Annotated in this window: 19 protein-coding genes; 12 read left to right on the forward strand and 7 right to left on the reverse strand. The window is 65.4% G+C overall.

The features are described 5' to 3' along the window. Nucleotides 1–84 precede the first annotated feature (84 nt). A complete protein-coding gene (ftsY, locus tag AAE027_RS36245; RefSeq protein WP_370990627.1) occupies nt 85–1,026 on the reverse strand; it encodes a signal recognition particle-docking protein FtsY in 942 nt (313 codons plus the stop codon). Nucleotides 1,027–1,073: 47 nt separating this feature from the next. Here ftsY and AAE027_RS36250 point away from each other — a divergent pair, with 47 nt between their 5' ends. Together AAE027_RS36250 and AAE027_RS36255 are read left to right on the forward strand one after the other, a co-directional pair. Continuing rightward, the gene (locus AAE027_RS36250) at nt 1,074–1,775 is read left to right on the forward strand and encodes an RluA family pseudouridine synthase (protein ID WP_370990656.1); all 702 of its coding nucleotides are present in this window, start codon (nt 1,074–1,076) and stop codon (nt 1,773–1,775) included. Nucleotides 1,776–1,992: 217 nt separating this feature from the next. Continuing rightward, entirely contained in the window at nt 1,993–3,102 is a 1,110-nt protein-coding gene (locus tag AAE027_RS36255; protein WP_370990628.1) for a DUF2336 domain-containing protein, read from the forward strand. Nucleotides 3,103–3,266: 164 nt separating this feature from the next. Here AAE027_RS36255 and mtaB read toward each other — a convergent pair whose 3' ends face one another. Together mtaB and dapF are read right to left on the reverse strand one after the other, a co-directional pair. Next, the gene (gene mtaB, locus AAE027_RS36260) at nt 3,267–4,520 is read right to left on the reverse strand and encodes a tRNA (N(6)-L-threonylcarbamoyladenosine(37)-C(2))-methylthiotransferase MtaB (protein WP_370990629.1); all 1,254 of its coding nucleotides are present in this window, start codon (nt 4,518–4,520) and stop codon (nt 3,267–3,269) included. Beyond that, complete coding sequence (dapF, locus tag AAE027_RS36265) at nt 4,520–5,395, reverse strand: diaminopimelate epimerase (RefSeq protein WP_091893052.1); 876 nt, start codon at nt 5,393–5,395, stop codon at nt 4,520–4,522. The genes mtaB and dapF overlap by 1 nt, the downstream gene beginning before the upstream one ends. A gap of 214 nt (nt 5,396–5,609) precedes the next feature. On the opposite strand from dapF, the gene AAE027_RS36270 reads away from it, so the two are divergent. Next, nucleotides 5,610–6,371 carry a GyrI-like domain-containing protein gene (locus AAE027_RS36270; RefSeq protein ID WP_370990630.1) on the forward strand — a complete coding sequence of 254 codons (762 nt, stop codon included), beginning with the start codon at nt 5,610–5,612 and terminating at the stop codon, nt 6,369–6,371. 5 nt (nt 6,372–6,376) lie between these two features. Next, nucleotides 6,377–7,090, forward strand: a complete 714-nt coding sequence (locus AAE027_RS36275) for an SIMPL domain-containing protein (RefSeq protein WP_370990657.1) — start codon at nt 6,377–6,379, stop codon at nt 7,088–7,090. Nucleotides 7,091–7,288: 198 nt separating this feature from the next. On the opposite strand, the gene AAE027_RS36280 is transcribed toward AAE027_RS36275, so the two are convergent. Further along, nucleotides 7,289–8,353, reverse strand: a complete 1,065-nt coding sequence (locus tag AAE027_RS36280) for an MBL fold metallo-hydrolase (RefSeq protein ID WP_370990631.1) — start codon at nt 8,351–8,353, stop codon at nt 7,289–7,291. 436 nt (nt 8,354–8,789) lie between these two features. Between AAE027_RS36280 and ffh the strand changes: the two genes are divergently transcribed. From ffh to AAE027_RS36315, 7 genes are all read left to right on the forward strand, one after another. Beyond that, complete coding sequence (gene ffh, locus AAE027_RS36285; protein WP_128942198.1) at nt 8,790–10,337, forward strand: signal recognition particle protein; 1,548 nt, start codon at nt 8,790–8,792, stop codon at nt 10,335–10,337. A gap of 85 nt (nt 10,338–10,422) precedes the next feature. Continuing rightward, nucleotides 10,423–10,755, forward strand: coding sequence for a 30S ribosomal protein S16 (gene rpsP / locus AAE027_RS36290; RefSeq protein ID WP_035702960.1), 333 nt, complete (start codon nt 10,423–10,425; stop codon nt 10,753–10,755). Nucleotides 10,756–10,764: 9 nt separating this feature from the next. Further along, the gene (rimM, locus tag AAE027_RS36295; RefSeq protein ID WP_370990632.1) at nt 10,765–11,340 is read left to right on the forward strand and encodes a ribosome maturation factor RimM; all 576 of its coding nucleotides are present in this window, start codon (nt 10,765–10,767) and stop codon (nt 11,338–11,340) included. Between the two features lie 107 nt (nt 11,341–11,447). Next, nucleotides 11,448–12,197 carry a tRNA (guanosine(37)-N1)-methyltransferase TrmD gene (gene trmD / locus AAE027_RS36300; RefSeq protein WP_370990658.1) on the forward strand — a complete coding sequence of 250 codons (750 nt, stop codon included), beginning with the start codon at nt 11,448–11,450 and terminating at the stop codon, nt 12,195–12,197. Between the two features lie 109 nt (nt 12,198–12,306). Next, nucleotides 12,307–12,687: a 50S ribosomal protein L19 gene (rplS, locus tag AAE027_RS36305; protein WP_091893038.1), complete on the forward strand. Its 381-nt coding sequence runs from the start codon at nt 12,307–12,309 to the stop codon at nt 12,685–12,687. Between the two features lie 441 nt (nt 12,688–13,128). Continuing rightward, complete coding sequence (gene leuC, locus AAE027_RS36310) at nt 13,129–14,535, forward strand: 3-isopropylmalate dehydratase large subunit (RefSeq protein ID WP_370990633.1); 1,407 nt, start codon at nt 13,129–13,131, stop codon at nt 14,533–14,535. Between the two features lie 95 nt (nt 14,536–14,630). After that, nucleotides 14,631–14,840 (forward strand): hypothetical protein, encoded by a 210-nt coding sequence (locus tag AAE027_RS36315; protein ID WP_091893034.1) that lies wholly within the window; start codon nt 14,631–14,633, stop codon nt 14,838–14,840. A 38-nt stretch (nt 14,841–14,878) separates the two neighbouring features. On the opposite strand, the gene AAE027_RS36320 is transcribed toward AAE027_RS36315, so the two are convergent. Then, nucleotides 14,879–15,400, reverse strand: a complete 522-nt coding sequence (locus AAE027_RS36320; protein WP_370990634.1) for a hypothetical protein — start codon at nt 15,398–15,400, stop codon at nt 14,879–14,881. Between the two features lie 179 nt (nt 15,401–15,579). Between AAE027_RS36320 and AAE027_RS36325 the strand changes: the two genes are divergently transcribed. Then, nucleotides 15,580–15,879 (forward strand): DUF1330 domain-containing protein, encoded by a 300-nt coding sequence (locus tag AAE027_RS36325; RefSeq protein WP_091893030.1) that lies wholly within the window; start codon nt 15,580–15,582, stop codon nt 15,877–15,879. Between the two features lie 10 nt (nt 15,880–15,889). On the opposite strand, the gene AAE027_RS36330 is transcribed toward AAE027_RS36325, so the two are convergent. Together AAE027_RS36330 and AAE027_RS36335 are read right to left on the reverse strand one after the other, a co-directional pair. Beyond that, nucleotides 15,890–16,150, reverse strand: coding sequence for a hypothetical protein (locus AAE027_RS36330; RefSeq protein ID WP_370990635.1), 261 nt, complete (start codon nt 16,148–16,150; stop codon nt 15,890–15,892). Between the two features lie 41 nt (nt 16,151–16,191). Next, complete coding sequence (locus tag AAE027_RS36335) at nt 16,192–16,485, reverse strand: hypothetical protein (RefSeq protein WP_370990659.1); 294 nt, start codon at nt 16,483–16,485, stop codon at nt 16,192–16,194. Nucleotides 16,486–16,668: the final 183 nt, after the last annotated feature.

Here is a 16,668-nt window from a genome sequence, read left to right on the forward strand (position 1 = left end):
CGCCTCGCTGCACCCTAAAAAGCTCGCCGCCCTTTTTGAGTCAGGCTCTGAGGAGCCGCGCAAGCGGCGTCTCGAAGGATGACGCTATTCGATTCCGGCGATCGCGCGGGCGAAATCGCGCGCGGTGAAGGGCGCCAGATCGTCGACGCCTTCGCCGACGCCGATGAAATGCACCGGCAGTTTGAATTTTTCCGCCAGCGCCACCAGGATGCCGCCGCGCGCGGTGCCGTCGAGCTTGGTCATCACGAGGCCGGTGACCCCGGCGGTGCGATGAAAGGCCTCGACCTGCGACAGCGCGTTCTGGCCGACGGTGGCATCCAGCACCAGCAGCACCGCATGCGGCGCGGTGGCATCCACCTTGCGAATGACGCGCACGACCTTCTCGAGCTCGTTCATCAGCTCGGCCTTGTTCTGAAGCCGGCCGGCGGTGTCGATCAGGAGCACGTCGATGCTCTGCTCCTTCGCTGCCGTCAGTGCGTTGAAGGCGAGGCTGGCCGAATCCGAGCCTTGCGCGCCGGCGATGACGGGCGTCTTGGTGCGCTCGCCCCAGACCTTGAGCTGCTCGATGGCTGCTGCGCGAAACGTATCGCCGGCCGCGAGCATCACCTTGCGGCCTTCGGACGCGAACTTTTGCGACAGTTTGCCGATGGTGGTGGTCTTGCCGGAGCCGTTGACGCCGACCACGAGGACGACGAACGGCGTCTTGCCGGCGTCGATCTCGAGCGGCTTCGCCACCGGCGCCAAGACCTTCTCGACTTCGGTCGCGACCACGTCCTTGACCTCATCCGCCGAGATCGCCTTGTCGTAGCGCCCCGCGCCGACGGCATCGGCGATCCGTACCGCGACTTGCGTGCCGAGATCGGCGCGCAGCAGCACGTCCTCGATGTCGTCGAGCATGGCGCGGTCGAGCTTGCGCTTGGTGACGAGGTCGGCGACCGCGGTCCCGAGCGAGGACGACGTGCGCTTCAGCCCGTTGGACAGGCGGCGCCACCAGCTCAGCTTGGGGGTCTCGGAGGTATCGTTCATGGCGGGGGTGTGTTAGCCGTTCCGGCGATTAAACGAAAGTCTTGCAATTGCTCGATGTTCCCGAATTGACCGCCGATGAAATCTTAGGCCGCGTGCTCCATCGCGACGGCCTGATGCTGGTCATCGACAAGCCGGCCGGCCTGCCGGTGCATCGCGGCCCCAAGGGCGGGGCGAACCTCGAAGCCTCCTTCGACGCGCTCCGCTTCGGCCTGCCGCGGCCGCCGGTGTTGGCCCACCGGCTCGACAAGGATACCTCCGGTTGCCTCGTGCTTGGCCGCCACCGCAAGGCGACAGCCTCGCTTGGCCTCCTGTTCAAGCACGGCAAGATCGGCAAGACCTACTGGACCGTGGTCGAGGGCGGCCCTGCTGAAGACGAAGGCAGCATCGACATGCCCCTTGGGCGCCTCAATGCCGAGCGCGGCTGGTGGCAGAAGCCGGATCCGGAAGGGCAGAAGGCGATCACCAACTGGAAAGTGATGGGCCGGGGCGCGGGCCTCGCCTGGCTCGCCATGGAACCGGTGACCGGACGGACCCATCAATTGCGGGTGCATTCGGCCGCGACCGGCTGGCCGATCGTCGGCGATAACATTTACGGCAACGGCCCGCGCTTCGGCGAGCCGCGCCTGCACCTGCATTCCCGCGAGATCGTAGTGCCGATCTCCCGGAACAAAGAGCCGATCCGCGTCGTGGCGCCGGCTCCGCCCCACATGCACGAGCGCCTCCGCGCCTGCGGATGGAACGGGGACTGAACCTCTCCCGCTTGCGGGAGAGGTCGGCGCGTAGCGCCGGGTGAGGGTTCTCTCCTCTTGGGGAGTCCCTCTGGAGGGAGCGCACTGACGCTGCGGCGGCATCTCGCTAAAACTAGTCGGCCTCAGGCCATGGTTTACGAAACGTTCAGCGCTCGGCTCTAATGATAGCTGTTGCTTAGAACAAGCTTCCGTAACCGCTCAGGACGAGCAGCGCGTGATGTCCAAGGCCGAGCTATCGATCGTCGACGAGGTCGAATCCGCGATACGGATGGGCTCGCCGGAAAAAGGGCTGGAGACGGCCCGTCGCGTCACCGACCTGTTCCTGGCTTCCGCCGGCAGTTTTGACGACGAGCAGATCGCGCTGTTCGACGATGTGCTCGAGCGCCTGATCGGCACCATCGAGCTGCGCGCCATCGCCGACATCGGCGCCCGCGTTGCGCTCGCCGAGATCAGCGCGCAGCTCGCGCCGATCGCGCAGGCGCCGCCATCCGTGATCCGCCGCCTCGCCAACAATGACGAGATCCGTATCGCCGGACCCGTGCTCCAGGAATCCGCGCGTCTCGACGATGGCGAGCTGATGAAGATCGCCTCCAGCAAGGGCGAGCCGCATCTGCTCGCGGTCGCCGGCCGCTGGTGGCTGAAGGAGATCGTCACCGATGCACTGCTGGCGCGGCGCTATCCCAGCGTCAGCCGGCGGCTCGCGGCCAATCCCGGCGCGCGTGTCTCCGGCAGCGGATTTGCCATCATCGTCGGACAGGCCGAAAGCGATCCGGAGCTTGCAATCAGCATCGGCGTCCGCGTCGATTTGCCGTCGGAGCTGCGCCGGCAATTGCTGCGCTCGGCGAGCGATGCCGTGCGCACCCGCCTGTTGTCACGCGCGCCACCGCATCTGTTCGAGGAAATCCAGAGCGCGATTGCCGCCGTCACCGTCGGCGTCGAGCGCGAGATGTCTGGCGTTCGCGATTTCGAAGGCGCCAAGCGGGCCATCGCAAATCTGAAAGCGCACGGCCGGCTCAACGAAGCGACGCTGCTCGGCTTCGCCACACAGCGGCGCTACGAGGAGACCGTGGCGGCGCTTGCAGCGCTGTCCGAATCAACCGTCGAGGTGATTCGCCCGCTGATGCAGAGCCTGCGCGACGACGGGCTGCTGGTGCCGTGCAAGGCCGCGCAACTCGGCTGGGACACCACCGCCGCCGTGCTCGAAAGCCGTTACGCGACGGGCGCGATGAAGCCGGCAGATCTCGCGCAGGCGCAGGGCCATTTTGCGAGAATGACGCCGGAGAACGCGCGGCGCACGCTTCGGTTCTGGCAGGTGCGGGCGTTGTAGACTCTTCCCCTCTCCCCTTGCGGGAGAGGGTGCCTCGCGAAGCGAGGCGGGTGAGGGGTCTCTCTCCGCGCATGACTCTCTCAATGCGAGTGCGCTGAAGCAACCCCTCATCCGGCGCTTCGCGCCACCTTCTCCCGCAAGGGGAGAAGGAAGAAAGCAGCGGACTATATGGTCAGCCGCTCGCCATCGCTGCCGGCGATCCTGAGTGGCACGATGCTGCCCACACGTTCGCGTGCAATCGCCACCGGCAGATAATGCTCCGTGCGTCCCTGCCCTTCGCTCTCGATCAGCACCTCGCGCGTTGCGCCGATCTCGGCTTGCAGGCGCTGCCGCAACGCCGCCTCGCCAGCTGCACGCAGCCGCCGCGCGCGCTCCTTGATCGCGCCGCCCGCAACCTGCGGCATCCGCGCGGCCGGCGTGCCGGGGCGTGGCGAGTAGGGGAAGACGTGCAGGAAGGTGAGGCCGCATTCCTCGACGAGATCAAGCGAGCGCGAGAACATCTCCTCGGTCTCGGTCGGGAAGCCCGCGATGATGTCGGCGCCGAAAATGACGTCCGGGCGCAGGCGGCGCACCTGGTCGCAGAACGCGATCGCATCCCGTCGCGAATGCCGCCGCTTCATCCGCTTCAAAATCATGTCGTCACCGGATTGCAGCGATAGGTGCAGATGCGGCATCAGCCGCGCATCGTCGGCGATGGCATCCAACAGATCGTCATCTGCCTCGATCGAATCGATCGAGGAGATGCGCAGGCGCTTCAATTCCGGCACGTGCCGCAGGATCTGCTTGGTCAGCATGCCGAGCTTGGGCGCGCCCGGCAGGTCAGCGCCGTAACTGGTGAGGTCGACGCCGGTGAGCACGATCTCGGCGTGACCGCGCAGGGCCAGCGCCCGCACCTGTTCGACCACCGCGCCCATCGGCACCGAGCGTGAGTTGCCGCGGCCGAACGGTATGATGCAGAAGGTGCAGCGATGGTCGCAGCCGTTCTGCACCTGCACGAAGACGCGCGGCAGGCCGGTTGCAAAGCCGTCAACGAGATGCGGCGCCATCGCCCTCACGGCCATGATGTCGCTGACGGCGACCTTCTCGCTGGCGTCGAGATCGAACGCCACGCGCGCATCGCGCCATGCGGACGAGCGCATCTTGTCGTCGTTGCCGACGACGCGATCGACTTCGGCCATAGCGGCGAACATCGCGGCTTGCGTCTGCGCCGCGCAACCGGTGACGACGATGCGGGCACCGGGCCGCTCGCGCTTCAATTTGCGGATCGACTGGCGCGCCTGCGCCACCGCCTCATTGGTGACGGCGCAGCTATTGATGACGATGGTGTCGGAAAGGCCGGCGCTCTCCGCCTCGCGGTGGATCACCTCAGCCTCGAAGGCGTTGAGGCGGCAGCCGAAAGTGACGACGTCGACGGCCATCAGCCGACCGGCGCGAACAGCGCCGGATCGAAATTGCCTTCATATTCGAAGGTCGCGGTGCCCGTCATCAACACATGGTCGTCGCGCTCGCGCCATTCGATGCCGAGCTTGCCGCCGGGCAGCGTGATCTCGACGTTGCGATTGGCGCGCTTCAGCCGCGCCGCAGCGACGGCCGTGGCGCAGGCCGCCGAACCGCACGCCTTGGTCAGGCCGGCGCCACGCTCCCAGGTGCGGATCGTGACGTGGTCGCGATCGACGATATGGGCGAGCGTGATGTTGGCGCGCTCGGGGAAGATCGGATGGTTTTCGAGCAGCGGACCGAAACGCTCGAGATCATAGGCGTTGACGTCTTCGACCCAGAAGACCGCGTGCGGATTGCCCATGCTCACCACGGACGGCGAGTGCAGGATCGGATTGTCGATCGGCCCGATCTGCAACTCGATGTAGCGGGTGTCGCGAAACTCTTCCGCCAGCGGAATGTCCTGCCAGCCGAACTTCGGCACACCCATGTCGACGGTGTAGAGGTCGGGCGCGGGGCCCTGCCAGCAATTGAGCAAGCCCGCTGCCGTCTCGAACGTCGCGGTGGTCTGTCCGCTCTTCTCGAAGATGCGGCGCACCACGCAGCGCATGCCGTTGCCACAGGCGCCGGCCTCGGAGCCGTCATTGTTGTAGATGCGGATGAAGGCTTCGGTGCCGGCCAGCCGCGGCTTCTGCAGCACCATGAGCTGGTCGTAAGCCACGCCGCCGTTGGCGGACGCCACCGCCCGCGCGTCGTCCGGCGTCACCCGGCTTGCGGAATCGCGCATGTCGACAACGACGATCTCGTTGCCGATGCCGTTCATCTTGGCAAATGCGTGGTTGGCCAGCGCGCTCATGAAAATTCCCGAATTTCGCCCGTCTTATATGGCGATCCTTGCCGGCTTGGCCAGCGGTTTGCTGCGAAGCGCCCTGGAGGCCGCCCATGACGCATCTGTCATGGGACGAATTTGGCGCTCGCGTGTTAGAACTGCGCCGTTCGCGCGACCGGGAGGCGCGGCCGGGTGCAGGACGGATTTAGGCCTTGGGACACAAGGTCTTGGGGAGAACAAAATGATCAGGTTTCGTCGTCTCGCTTTGGCCGCGCTGATCCCGGCGGCGGCCTTGTCGTTTGGCCTGTCCGGAGTTCTGGCGCAAACACCGAGCCCGGCGCCGGCCGCGTCGGCAAGTCCCTCGCCGGCGCCATCGGCTTCGCCATCTCCTGCCGCGAGTGCTTCGCCTGCGCCGGTGGCAACGCCCGCGCCGGCGGTCAGCGCCTCACCCGCTGCGACGCCCTCGCCCGCAGCCAGCGCCTCACCCAGCCCGGCGGCGCCCCCGCCCGCGGCAGCCGCCACCCCCGCCCCAGTGCAGACCGCCGATCCCTTTGGCCTCGAGACCATGCTCGAGCCCAAAAAGGTCGTGATGGTCAAGGGCACTGCCAATTGGGACTCGGCCTTCGACACGCTGATCGACGCCTTCAAGGCGCTGAACGCCCTGCTGGACAAGCAGGGCATCAAGCCATCAGGCAATTCGATGATCGTCTACACCTCCACCGACGACACCGGCTTCACCTTCCTCGCGCAGATCCCGGTCGAGCAGGATCCGAAGAACCTGCCGAAGGACATGAGCATCGGCAAATCGCCGGAGGGCAAGGCGTTGAAATTCGTCCATCGCGGCTCCTACGACAACATGGACAACACCTATGAGGCGATCACCAACCACCTCGACGACAAGAGGCTGGAAGCCAAGGACACCTTCATCGAGGAGTACCTCACCGATCCGCTGAAGACGGCCGAGGACAAGCTCGTGATCAATGTTTTCGTGCCGCTGAAGTGAGAATGATGAAAAAGCCTGCCGTCCTTTTGACGCCCCTTGTCGCCGTCTTCACCACCACGCTGCTTTTGGCCCCCGCACGCGCCGACGATTTTCCGTCCGTCATTTCGGTGAGCGGCGAAGCCAGGATTTCCGCGGCGCCCGATCTCGCGCAGATCGATGCCGGCGTCGCCAACGACGCCAAGTCAGCGAAGGAGGCTTCCGACGCCAACAACGCGGCGATGGGCAAGGTGCTGCTGGCGCTGAAGGGCGCCGGCATCGCCGAGAAGGATTACCAGACCTCGCGCCTGTCGCTGCAGCCGCAATACGGCCAGAACAAATCCACCGGCGCTTCACCCGTGGTCGGCTTCCGCGCCTCCAACCGCGTCACCGTGAAAATTCGCGATGTGACCAAAGTCGCCGGCATTATCGATACGCTGGTCAGCGCCGGCGCCAACGACATCGGAAATATCTCGTTCGAGGTGACGCAAGCCTCAAAACTGCTCGATGATGCGCGCGAGCAGGCGGTCGCCGATGCCCGCCGCAAGGCGGAGATCTACGCCAAGGCTGCCGGCGTGACGCTGGGCGCGCCGCTCAGCGTCACCGAGGGCGGCGGCCCGGTGCCGCTGTTCAAGGGCCGCATGGCGGCGGCTCCGATGGCTGCACCCGCAGCCGTCGCGCCCGGCGAGGAGACGCTGTCGGTGACGGTGAATGTGAGCTGGGCGATCAAGCCGGGGCAGTAAGCGCCGCAAGAGGCAGGCTGCCAACACAATCTCAGCCGTCGTCCTGGCGAAAGCCAGGACCCATTACCCCAGTGCGTAGTTGCAGCGCGAGCTGGCAACAACGTGTCTTCGTCAAACCACTCTCTGTGGTAATGGGTCCTGGATCAGCGCTCGCTCCGCTCGCTTGTCCAGGACGACGATTTTTATGCTTGGAGAGAGTTAAATCTCCACCACCTGCCCCGGCATCATCGCCACGAACCGCTGTTGCGGGATCTTCGCGGCATCGAGCGCTTCGACCAGCGCCTTTGCCGGCGCATCGATCGCCTCATCCGTCAGCTGGAACGTGCCGTGATGATGCCCGAGCGCTTCCTGCGCGCCGCAATCCGCGAGCGCCTTCACGGCATCTTCCGGATTCATGTGCTGGTCACGCATGAACCAGCGCGGCTCGTAGGCGCCGATGGGAAGGATCGCGAGCCGCAACGGCCCATGCTTCTCCGCGACGCGTCGAAAATGCCTGCCATCGCCATAGCCGGAATCGCAGACGACGTAGATCTTGCCGGCCGGCGTCTCCAGCACGAAGCTCGCCCATAGGGCCTTGTTGCGATCGAACACGCCGCGCGCGGTCCAGTGCCGGGTCGGGACCAGATGCACGGCGATGCCGCCACCGAGCTCGACGCGGTCGTGCCAGTCGAACCCTTCCACCTTGATCGCAGGATCGGAGCTGCGCATCGTGACGTCGTTGCCGAGCGGGGTAACGACGCGCGGGGCAAAATTCTTGGCGAGCCGCGACAGCGTCGCGATGTCCAGATGATCGTAGTGCCCGTGCGAGACCAGCACGACATCGATCTTCGGCAAATGATCGAAAGAAATGCCGGGATCGTTGTGCCGCTTCGGCCCGGCCCAGGCGACGGGCGAGGCCCGCACCGACCAGACGGGATCGACCAGGATGTTGAGGCCGCCGGTCTGGATCAGCCAGCTGGCATGGCCGACGAAAGAGAGCCGCACCTTGTCGCCGTCGACACGCGCCGGCGGGGTGTCGGCGTGCGGACTGGGGACCCAATCCGGCCATTTCGCGCGCTGCCGCTTGCCGCCGAATTGCCAGCGCAGCACCTCTCGAAGTGATTTCGGCGGTGCGCCGTCGGGATCGAAAAAGTGCAGACCGTTGAAATGGTCGGAGGCGGGACCATCGTAGGTTTTCATGCGGGACATCCAAAGGGACGGAACACCGACCAGCGCGCCGGCACCGGCAAGCAGTCCGAACACGCGGCGGCGGGTGATCGGCACGGCGGGCTTTTAGGGATGGTAGCGGAGAGAGGTCATCACCTTCTATATGGGCGAAGCCCTGGGAAAAGGAACCGGCAGCCGAAAGGGCTCTATTTTCAGGACCTTGCCCTCGCAGGAGTGCCCCGGCACCCTAACTTTCCTTGACTTTTGGGCGTGAGCGGCGTTTAACCCCGCCACTTTCTCGGAAAGGCTTTCTTTTCGACCCGCCGACTGGCCCTGGAGGCCGGAGGTCAACGCCCGACAGCGCTGTGCGCCCTCGGGCGCAAAGGTGTTTGGACTTTCTTCTCCCTCGCCCCGCTCTTGCGGGGAGAGGGTCGGGGTGAGGGGCTCCCTGCGCGTGTGATGCGCGTAGATGGTCCCGTACCCCCTCACCCGCCGCGCAAGTGCGCGGCGACCTCTCCCCGCAGGCGGGGAGAGGTAAAAAAGGACAAAGGCATTGTTCGACAATCTGTCGGAACGGCTTGGCGGAATTCTCGATCGTCTGACGGGGCGCGGTGCGCTGACCGAAAAGGACGTCGATGCCGCGATGCGCGAGGTGCGCCGCGCGCTGCTGGAGGCCGACGTCGCGTTGGAGGTGGTGCGCAGCTTCACCGAGCGCGTGCGCGAGCAGGCGATCGGCGCCACCGTCGTCAAGTCGGTCACCCCCGGCCAGATGGTGGTCAAGATCGTCCATGACGAGCTGATCAACACGCTCGGCGCCGAAGGCCAGACCATCGACGTCAATTCCGTGCCGCCGGTGCCGATCATGATGGTCGGCCTGCAAGGCTCGGGTAAGACCACCACCACCGCAAAGCTCGCCCGCCGCCTGGTCCAGCGTGACAAGCGCAAGGTGCTGATGGCCTCGCTCGACGTCTACCGCCCGGCGGCGATGGAGCAGCTGGCCGTGCTCGGCCGCGATCTCGACATTCCGACCCTGCCGATCGTGACGGGCCAGCAGCCGCCGCAGATCGCGAAGCGCGCGCTGGAAGCCGGCAAGCTCGGCGGCTACGACATCGTGCTGCTCGATACCGCCGGCCGCACCACGCTCGACGAAGAGATGATGGCGGAGGCAGCCGCGATCAAAGCCGCGGCCAACCCGCATGAAGTGCTGCTGGTCGCCGACAGCCTCACCGGCCAGGACGCCGTGAATCTCGCGCGCTCGTTCGATCAGCGCGTCGGCCTCACCGGCATCGTGCTGACCCGCGTCGACGGCGACGGCCGCGGCGGCGCCGCGCTGTCGATGCGCGCGGTCACCGGCAAGCCGATCAAGCTGATCGGCACCGGTGAAAAGACCGACGCGCTGGAGGACTTCCATCCCGATCGTATCGCCGGCCGTATCCTCGGCATGGGCGACGTGGTCTCGCTGGTCGAACGCGCCGCCGCCAACATCGACGCCGAGAAGGCCGCGCGCACCGCCGAACGCATGCGCAAGGGTCAGTTCGACCTCAACGACATGCGCGAGCAGCTGTTGCAGATGTCGAACATGGGCGGCATCAGCGGGCTGATGGGCATGATGCCCGGCATCTCCAAGATGAAGAACCAGATCGCGGCCGCTGGGATCGACGACAAGATCCTGAAGCGCCAGGTCGCGATCATCGATTCCATGACGCGCGACGAGCGTCGTCATCCCGACTTGCTGAAAGCAAGCCGCAAGAAGCGCATCGCCGCGGGTTCTGGCCAGAGCGTCGAGCACGTCAACAAGCTCCTGAAGATGCACCGGAACATGGCCGACGTCATGAAGGCCATGGGCTCGGGCAAGCGCGGTCCGCTCGCCGGCATCGCGCAGGCGATGGGTTTTGGCGGCGGCATGAAGATGCCGTCTCCCGAAGAGATGAAGGCTCTTCAGGAAAAGATGCAGAGCGGCGGCGGACAGGGTCTGCCCAATCTGCCGAAGGATCTCCCTGCGGGCTTGCGCCAGGGCCTACCGAACCTTCCTGGTCTGACCGGACTGAGCGGCAAGCCGACACTGCCGGGCCTCGGCGGTTTCCCGGGCAAAAAGAAATGAGGAATTCGTCGCGGGGGACCGCATCGGTCCCACGCAACGCGGAATACCAATCAACCGAACAAACCGTACTTTGAAGGAGAACTGAATGTCCGTCGTTATCCGCCTCGCCCGCGCAGGCACCAAGAAGCGCCCCGTCTACCACGTCGTCGTCGCCGACTCGCGCTTTCCACGCGATGGCCGCTTCATCGAGCGTCTCGGCTATTTCAACCCGCTGCTGCCGAAGGACAACGAGGCGCGCCTCAAGCTCGACATGGAGAAGGTGAAGGCCTGGGTCGCCAAGGGCGCGCAGCCGTCGGACCGCGTGGCGCGTTTCCTCGACGCCGCCGGCGTCAAGAAGCGCGAAGCGCGCAACAACCCGCAGAAGGCCGTGCCGCGCAAGGAGCGCAAGGCGCAGGCCGAAGCCGCCGCGAAGGCGTAAGGCCAGACCATGTCGGCGCTGGTCTGCGTCGCGCGGATCGGCGCCGCGCATGGGGTGCGCGGTGCGGTCAAATTGTGGACCTTCACCGAAGATCCCTTTGCCATCAGACGCTACGGTCCGCTGCTGTCCAAGGACGGCAAACGCCAGTTCGAGGTAGCATCAGCGCGCGAGGCCAAAGATCATCTGGTCGCAACGTTCAAGGGCGTCACGACCCGCGATGAGGCCGAGCGCCTCAACGGCATCGAACTCTACGTTCCGCGCGACAAGCTGCCGGCGACCGACGAGGGCGAATATTACCACACCGACCTGATCGGGCTCGCCGCCGTCACCACGGACGGCGAGCCGCTCGGCCGCGTCGTCGCGATCCAGAATTTCGGCGCCGGCGACATCATCGAGATCGCCCCGCCCAAAGGCCCGACGCTGCTGCTGCCGTTCTCCAACGCGGTGGTGCCGGAGGTCGATATCGCCGGCGGCCGTGTCGTGATCGCGCTGCCGCAGGAGATCGAGGGCGAGGACGAAGGCGACCTCCCTTCTCCGGGTCGTCCCGGCCTAGTGCGCAAAGCGCACGGGGGCCGGGACCCATAACCACAAATCATGGTTTTGGGTAAGCTGATCGCTCCAGCCCTCGCAAAACTGAGTACGGTGGCTATGGGTCCCGGCCTTCGCCGGGACGACGAGACTTTTTGGATACGATGACAAATCCCTGGCGCGCGACGGTCCTGACGTTGTTTCCGGACATGTTTCCGGGGCCGCTCGGCGTGAGCCTGGCTGGCCGGGCGCTGGCTGGCGGGCTGTGGCAGCTCGAGGCGCGGGACATCCGGGCCTCCGCCACCGACCGGCATCGGAGCGTGGACGACACCCCGGCCGGCGGCGGGCCGGGCATGGTGCTGCGGGCGGACGTCCTGGCCGCGGCCATCGATGCCGCCAAAATCGATCCGGAGCGGCCGCGCTTGCTGATGAGCCCGCGCGGTCGGCCATTGACCCAGGCCCGGATTGTGGAGCTGGCCAGGGGCCCCGGCCCCCTGATCGTCTGCGGGCGGTTCGAGGGGGTGGACCAGCGGGTGATCGACGGGCGCGGCCTGGAGGAGGTCTCGATCGGCGATTACGTGCTGTCCGGGGGCGAAATCGCAGCCATGGCCCTGATCGACTCCTGCGTCCGGCTGCTGCCGGGGGTGATGGGCAAGGAGGCCTCTGGAACCGAGGAAAGTTTTTCGGACGGCCTGCTCGAATACCCCCAATACACCCGCCCGCAGCTGTTCGAGGGGGCTCCGATCCCTGATATCCTGACCTCCGGCGACCACGCCAAGGTCGCCAGCTGGCGGCGCGCGCAATCCGAGGCCCTGACGGCGGCCCGGCGGCCCGATTTGTGGGCCCAGATCCCGAGCAAGGCCCCGAATCGGGCCGGCCGCCAAAAAACGCCAAAAAACAAGACAGACGGGTGACAAACGCTCCGGCTTGCCTTATAGGAGCGGCCACATCCGCAATGGCTGGATAGACGAATTTCGCGCAGCCCCCGTTTCGAAGGCTGGGCGCGCCGATGGAGATTTACCCATGAACCTGATCAAGCAGCTCGAGCAGGAGCAATTCGACAAGCTGTCCGCCAGCAAGGACATCCCGGAATTCGCCCCCGGCGACACCGTGATCGTCAACGTGAAGGTCGTCGAAGGCGACCGCACCCGCGTGCAGGCCTATGAGGGCGTCTGCATCGGCCGTTCCGGCGGTGGCCTCAACGAGAGCTTCACCGTGCGCAAGATCTCCTATGGCGAGGGCGTCGAGCGCGTGTTCCCGCTGCTCTCCCCGATGATCGACTCGATCAAGGTGGTGCGCCGCGGCAAGGTGCGTCGCGCCAAGCTCTATTACCTCCGCAACCTTCGCGGCAAGTCGGCCCGCATCGTCGAGAAGCAGGACCGCCAGGCTGCCGTCGGCGAGTAAGCATCGCCACCAGGCAAGTTCTAGAAAGCGCGGGGCTCGGCTCCGCGCTTTTTTGTTTTGCCCCACCGTCGTTGCGAGCCACCGGGTCCGCGCAAAGCGCGGCCCGATGACAGGCTCCGCGAAGCAATCCAGAATCTTTCCGCGGAGAGACTCTGGATTGCTTCGTCGCAAGAGCTCCTCGCAATGACGAATTCGAAACTCTCGCGCTTTTACCGCTGCATGCTATATAGCTTCTAGAATGTTTCCAGATCTGACCAGCCTCGCCCCCGTCAAGCGCATCGTCATCGACGATCGCTCGCGGCTGCCTGGCCGGTTCTTCGGACGCTTCACGACCTCGGCAACGTCAGAGCTTACGCGCGCAGCCTAAAAGCTGCGCTGACGATTTGTTGCCCGCGCGCCAGGCGCGCACATCCGCTTACACATTCTTCGGAGCTTAAGCTCATGTCCAAGCCGACCACGTTGTATGACAAGATCTGGAACGACCATCTGGTGCACGAAGCCGAGGACGGCACCTGCCTGCTCTACATCGATCGCCACCTGGTGCACGAGGTGACCTCGCCGCAGGCTTTCGAAGGCCTGCGCGCGACGGGTCGCAAGGTGCACGCGCCCGAGAAGACGCTCGCCGTCGTCGACCACAACGTGCCGACCACCGACCGCACCAAGCCGAATCCTGATCCTGAAAGCATCGAGCAGATCAAGGCGCTGGCCGAGAACGCCAAGGAATTCGGCATCGAATATTATAACGAGTTCGACAAGCGCCAGGGCATCGTCCACGTCATCGGCCCCGAGCAGGGTTTTACGCTGCCCGGCACCACCATCGTCTGCGGTGACAGCCACACCTCGACGCATGGCGCGTTCGGCGCGCTCGCGCACGGCATCGGCACCAGCGAGGTCGAGCACGTGCTGGCGACGCAGACGCTGATCCAGAAGAAGGCCAAGAACATGCGCGTCACCGTCGATGGCAAACTGCCTGACGGCGTGACGGGCAAGGACATCATCCTGGCCATCATCGGCGAGATCGGCACCGCGGGCGGCACCGGCTACGTGCTGGAATATGCGGGCGACGCGATCCGTGCGCTCAGTATGGAAGGCCGCATGACGGTCTGCAACATGTCGATCGAAGGCGGCGCGCGGGCCGGTCTCGTCGCACCCGACCAGAAGGCCTACGACTTCCTGCGCGAGCGCCCGAAGGCGCCAAAGGGCGCGGCCTGGGACGAGGCGATGCGCTACTGGGAGAAACTGCGCTCCGACGAGGGCGCGCATTTCGACCACGAGCTGCGCCTCGACGCCGCAAAGCTGCCGCCGATCGTGACCTGGGGCACCAGCCCCGAGGACGTCATCTCCGTGACCGGCATCGTGCCCGACCCCGACAAGATCGCGGACGAAGCCAAGCGCATCTCCAAGCATCGCGCCCTGAAGTATATGGGCCTGACGGCGGGCACGAAGATCACCGACATCAAGCTCGATCGCGTCTTCATCGGCTCCTGCACCAACGGCCGCATCGAGGATTTGCGCGCGGCAGCGAAGATTGCTGAAGGCAAGACCGTTTCAGCGAACGTCAATGCCATGGTGGTGCCGGGCTCCGGCATCGTGAAGGAGCAGGCCGAAGCTGAGGGTCTCGACAAGATCTTCATCAAGGCCGGCTTCGAATGGCGCGAGCCGGGCTGCTCGATGTGCCTTGCCATGAACCCGGACAAGCTGAAGCCGGAAGAGCGCTGCGCCTCGACCTCGAACCGCAATTTCGAGGGCCGCCAGGGTTTCAAGGGCCGCACGCATCTGGTGTCGCCAGCAATGGCGGCGGCGGCCGCGATCGCCGGTCACTTCGTCGACGTCAGGGACTGGCGGTAAGCTGCTCCCTGCAATTGTAGCGATTACGGCAAGCCGCCGTTAATCCGCGTCGCCCACATTCTCGTCCTCGCGACGGTTTCGCGAGGACGCAAGCCATGGCCAACAAGCCGGAATATGTCGATCTGATCAGCGAGGCCACGCGCCAGCATCGGCGGCGCGTGACGCCGCTGCGCGTCGTCACCAAGCCCGAGGTTGAGGAAGCCTCAAAGCTCAGCCGCTGGCCGCCGGCGATGTTCAGGCAATGGAAGCTCGAGAATTTGATGCGGTGGAAATCCGCGTCGTGGAAGCTGAAGGATTGGCTTTAAAGGGCGCCGCTGAGGCGCCCTTTGCATTTCGACCGTGCTCACCAATAGCGGTACGGATAGTGCCAGCGGGGCCAGCGGCAGACGCGGCGCGGACCGTAATAGGTCCAGATGATCCGGCAGCGGCGCGGATAGTGATAGTAGGGATAATAGCCGCCGTAATAATAGCGCCGGTGGAAGTGACGATAGCCGTAATGGGGGCGATAGATCCCGTAGCGATGATAGCCGCCATAGTGACGAAATCCGCCGTAACGATAGCCACCGCCGTGAAAGGCCGGCGCGGCGCGGAAGCCGCCGCCATGGAAGCCACCAAAATGTCCGCCGCCACCGCGGAAACCTCCGCCGTGAAAACCGCCACCATGTCCGCCGTGCCCGCCGCCGCCATGGCGAACCTGCGTGACGAGATCGCTGGCCGCAGCCTTCGTCGCGGGCGACGTCGCCGGATTGATCAAGGTGAGTGCTTCAGCACGGCGCGCCGTGCCGGCCGACAGCATCAGCGTCGTGGCGGCCGCGATCCCGAGCAAGCGCATCGGGCTTGCCTTGAGACCCAATATCCTCAGCATGGAATCCTCCCTGAATCTGGACAGCGCAGTTGCGACGCGACGTCTCGGCCGCGCTAAACGCTGTTCAATTGCGGTCGCTCCCTGGATTAAACTGAGGAGACCGATGTGAACGCCTCATGAATGAACGACGCTGGGCTCCGCGATGCGACGCAGTGCCGCGAGGTCAGGAGTTTTTGGAAATGACTGTCTATGCGATTGCGCAATTGAAGATGACGGACCGCGCGGCCTATGACCGCTATCAGGCGCGGTTCTTCGACGTGTTCAAGAAGTATGGCGGAAAGCTGCTCGCCGCCGACGAACATCCGCGCGTGCTCGAAGGCGCATGGCCGCATGACAAGCTTGTCATGATGTCGTTCCCCGATGAGGCTGCATTCCTCGCCTTCTCGAACGCGCCGGACTACGAGGACATCTCGCGCGATCGCAAAGCGGGTGCGCAGGCGACCGTGCTGCTGGTCAGGGGATTTGCGCCCGCCGGCTAATCCGCCGGCGTCACCAAAAGGGTCCGTAGCCGAACACGAACGGTGCAGGCACGCCGTAGGGATAGGGACGGTAATAGATCGGCCGCGCGTAATAGCGTGGATCATGGCGCGCAGCAGGCCCCACCATGCCACGGGCGCGCGCGTGTCGTCGCACATCGAAAACTGCGATCCCCGCCGACGCCTCCGGCACCGTCACCCTTGGCGCCGCGGAAGCGCGAGGCACGCCGGCGGCAAGCGCAACGGCAACAACGAATATGATCCATCTCGCCATGACGATCCTACAAGGCACCGCGTTGTTCGCCGGCGCGGGCCTCAGCCGCGGCGCCAGTAGCAGCTCACACGCGGCACGATCACCGTACCGCTCGGCCGGTACTCCTGCACATAGGTGGCGTTGCACACGCGGACTGCGTCGGGACCGGGATTGTAGCGCGGATAGACGCCGTCCGGGCTGTAATAGGGGGTGACGCGCAAGCGCGCCGGGGGCCGCTTGCGTGGCGGGGGAACGTCGTCCGGCGAGACCGCCTGGGCGAGGCGGATCTCGGGGCCAGCGGTCTGGACTTGAGTTTGGGCTTGGGCGCCAACACAAAACTGCAAAAACAACCCCATGCACAGTAGCGTCAGCGCTGTTTTCGCTCGCATTTTTCCGCCCACCCGAAACATTCCCATTCGAGGCCCCACGCTCCCCGTTTTGGCGGCGCTCGTCAACCTCACCGCGCTTATAAAGCGGGATGCATCGCCGCGGAACCCACGCTAGTTTACGCGAACCGGTACCCACGTCGCTCGAAAACG

It is taken from the genome of Bradyrhizobium sp. DN3 (assembly GCF_041357655.1).
Taxonomy (GTDB): Bacteria; Pseudomonadota; Alphaproteobacteria; order Rhizobiales; family Xanthobacteraceae; genus Bradyrhizobium.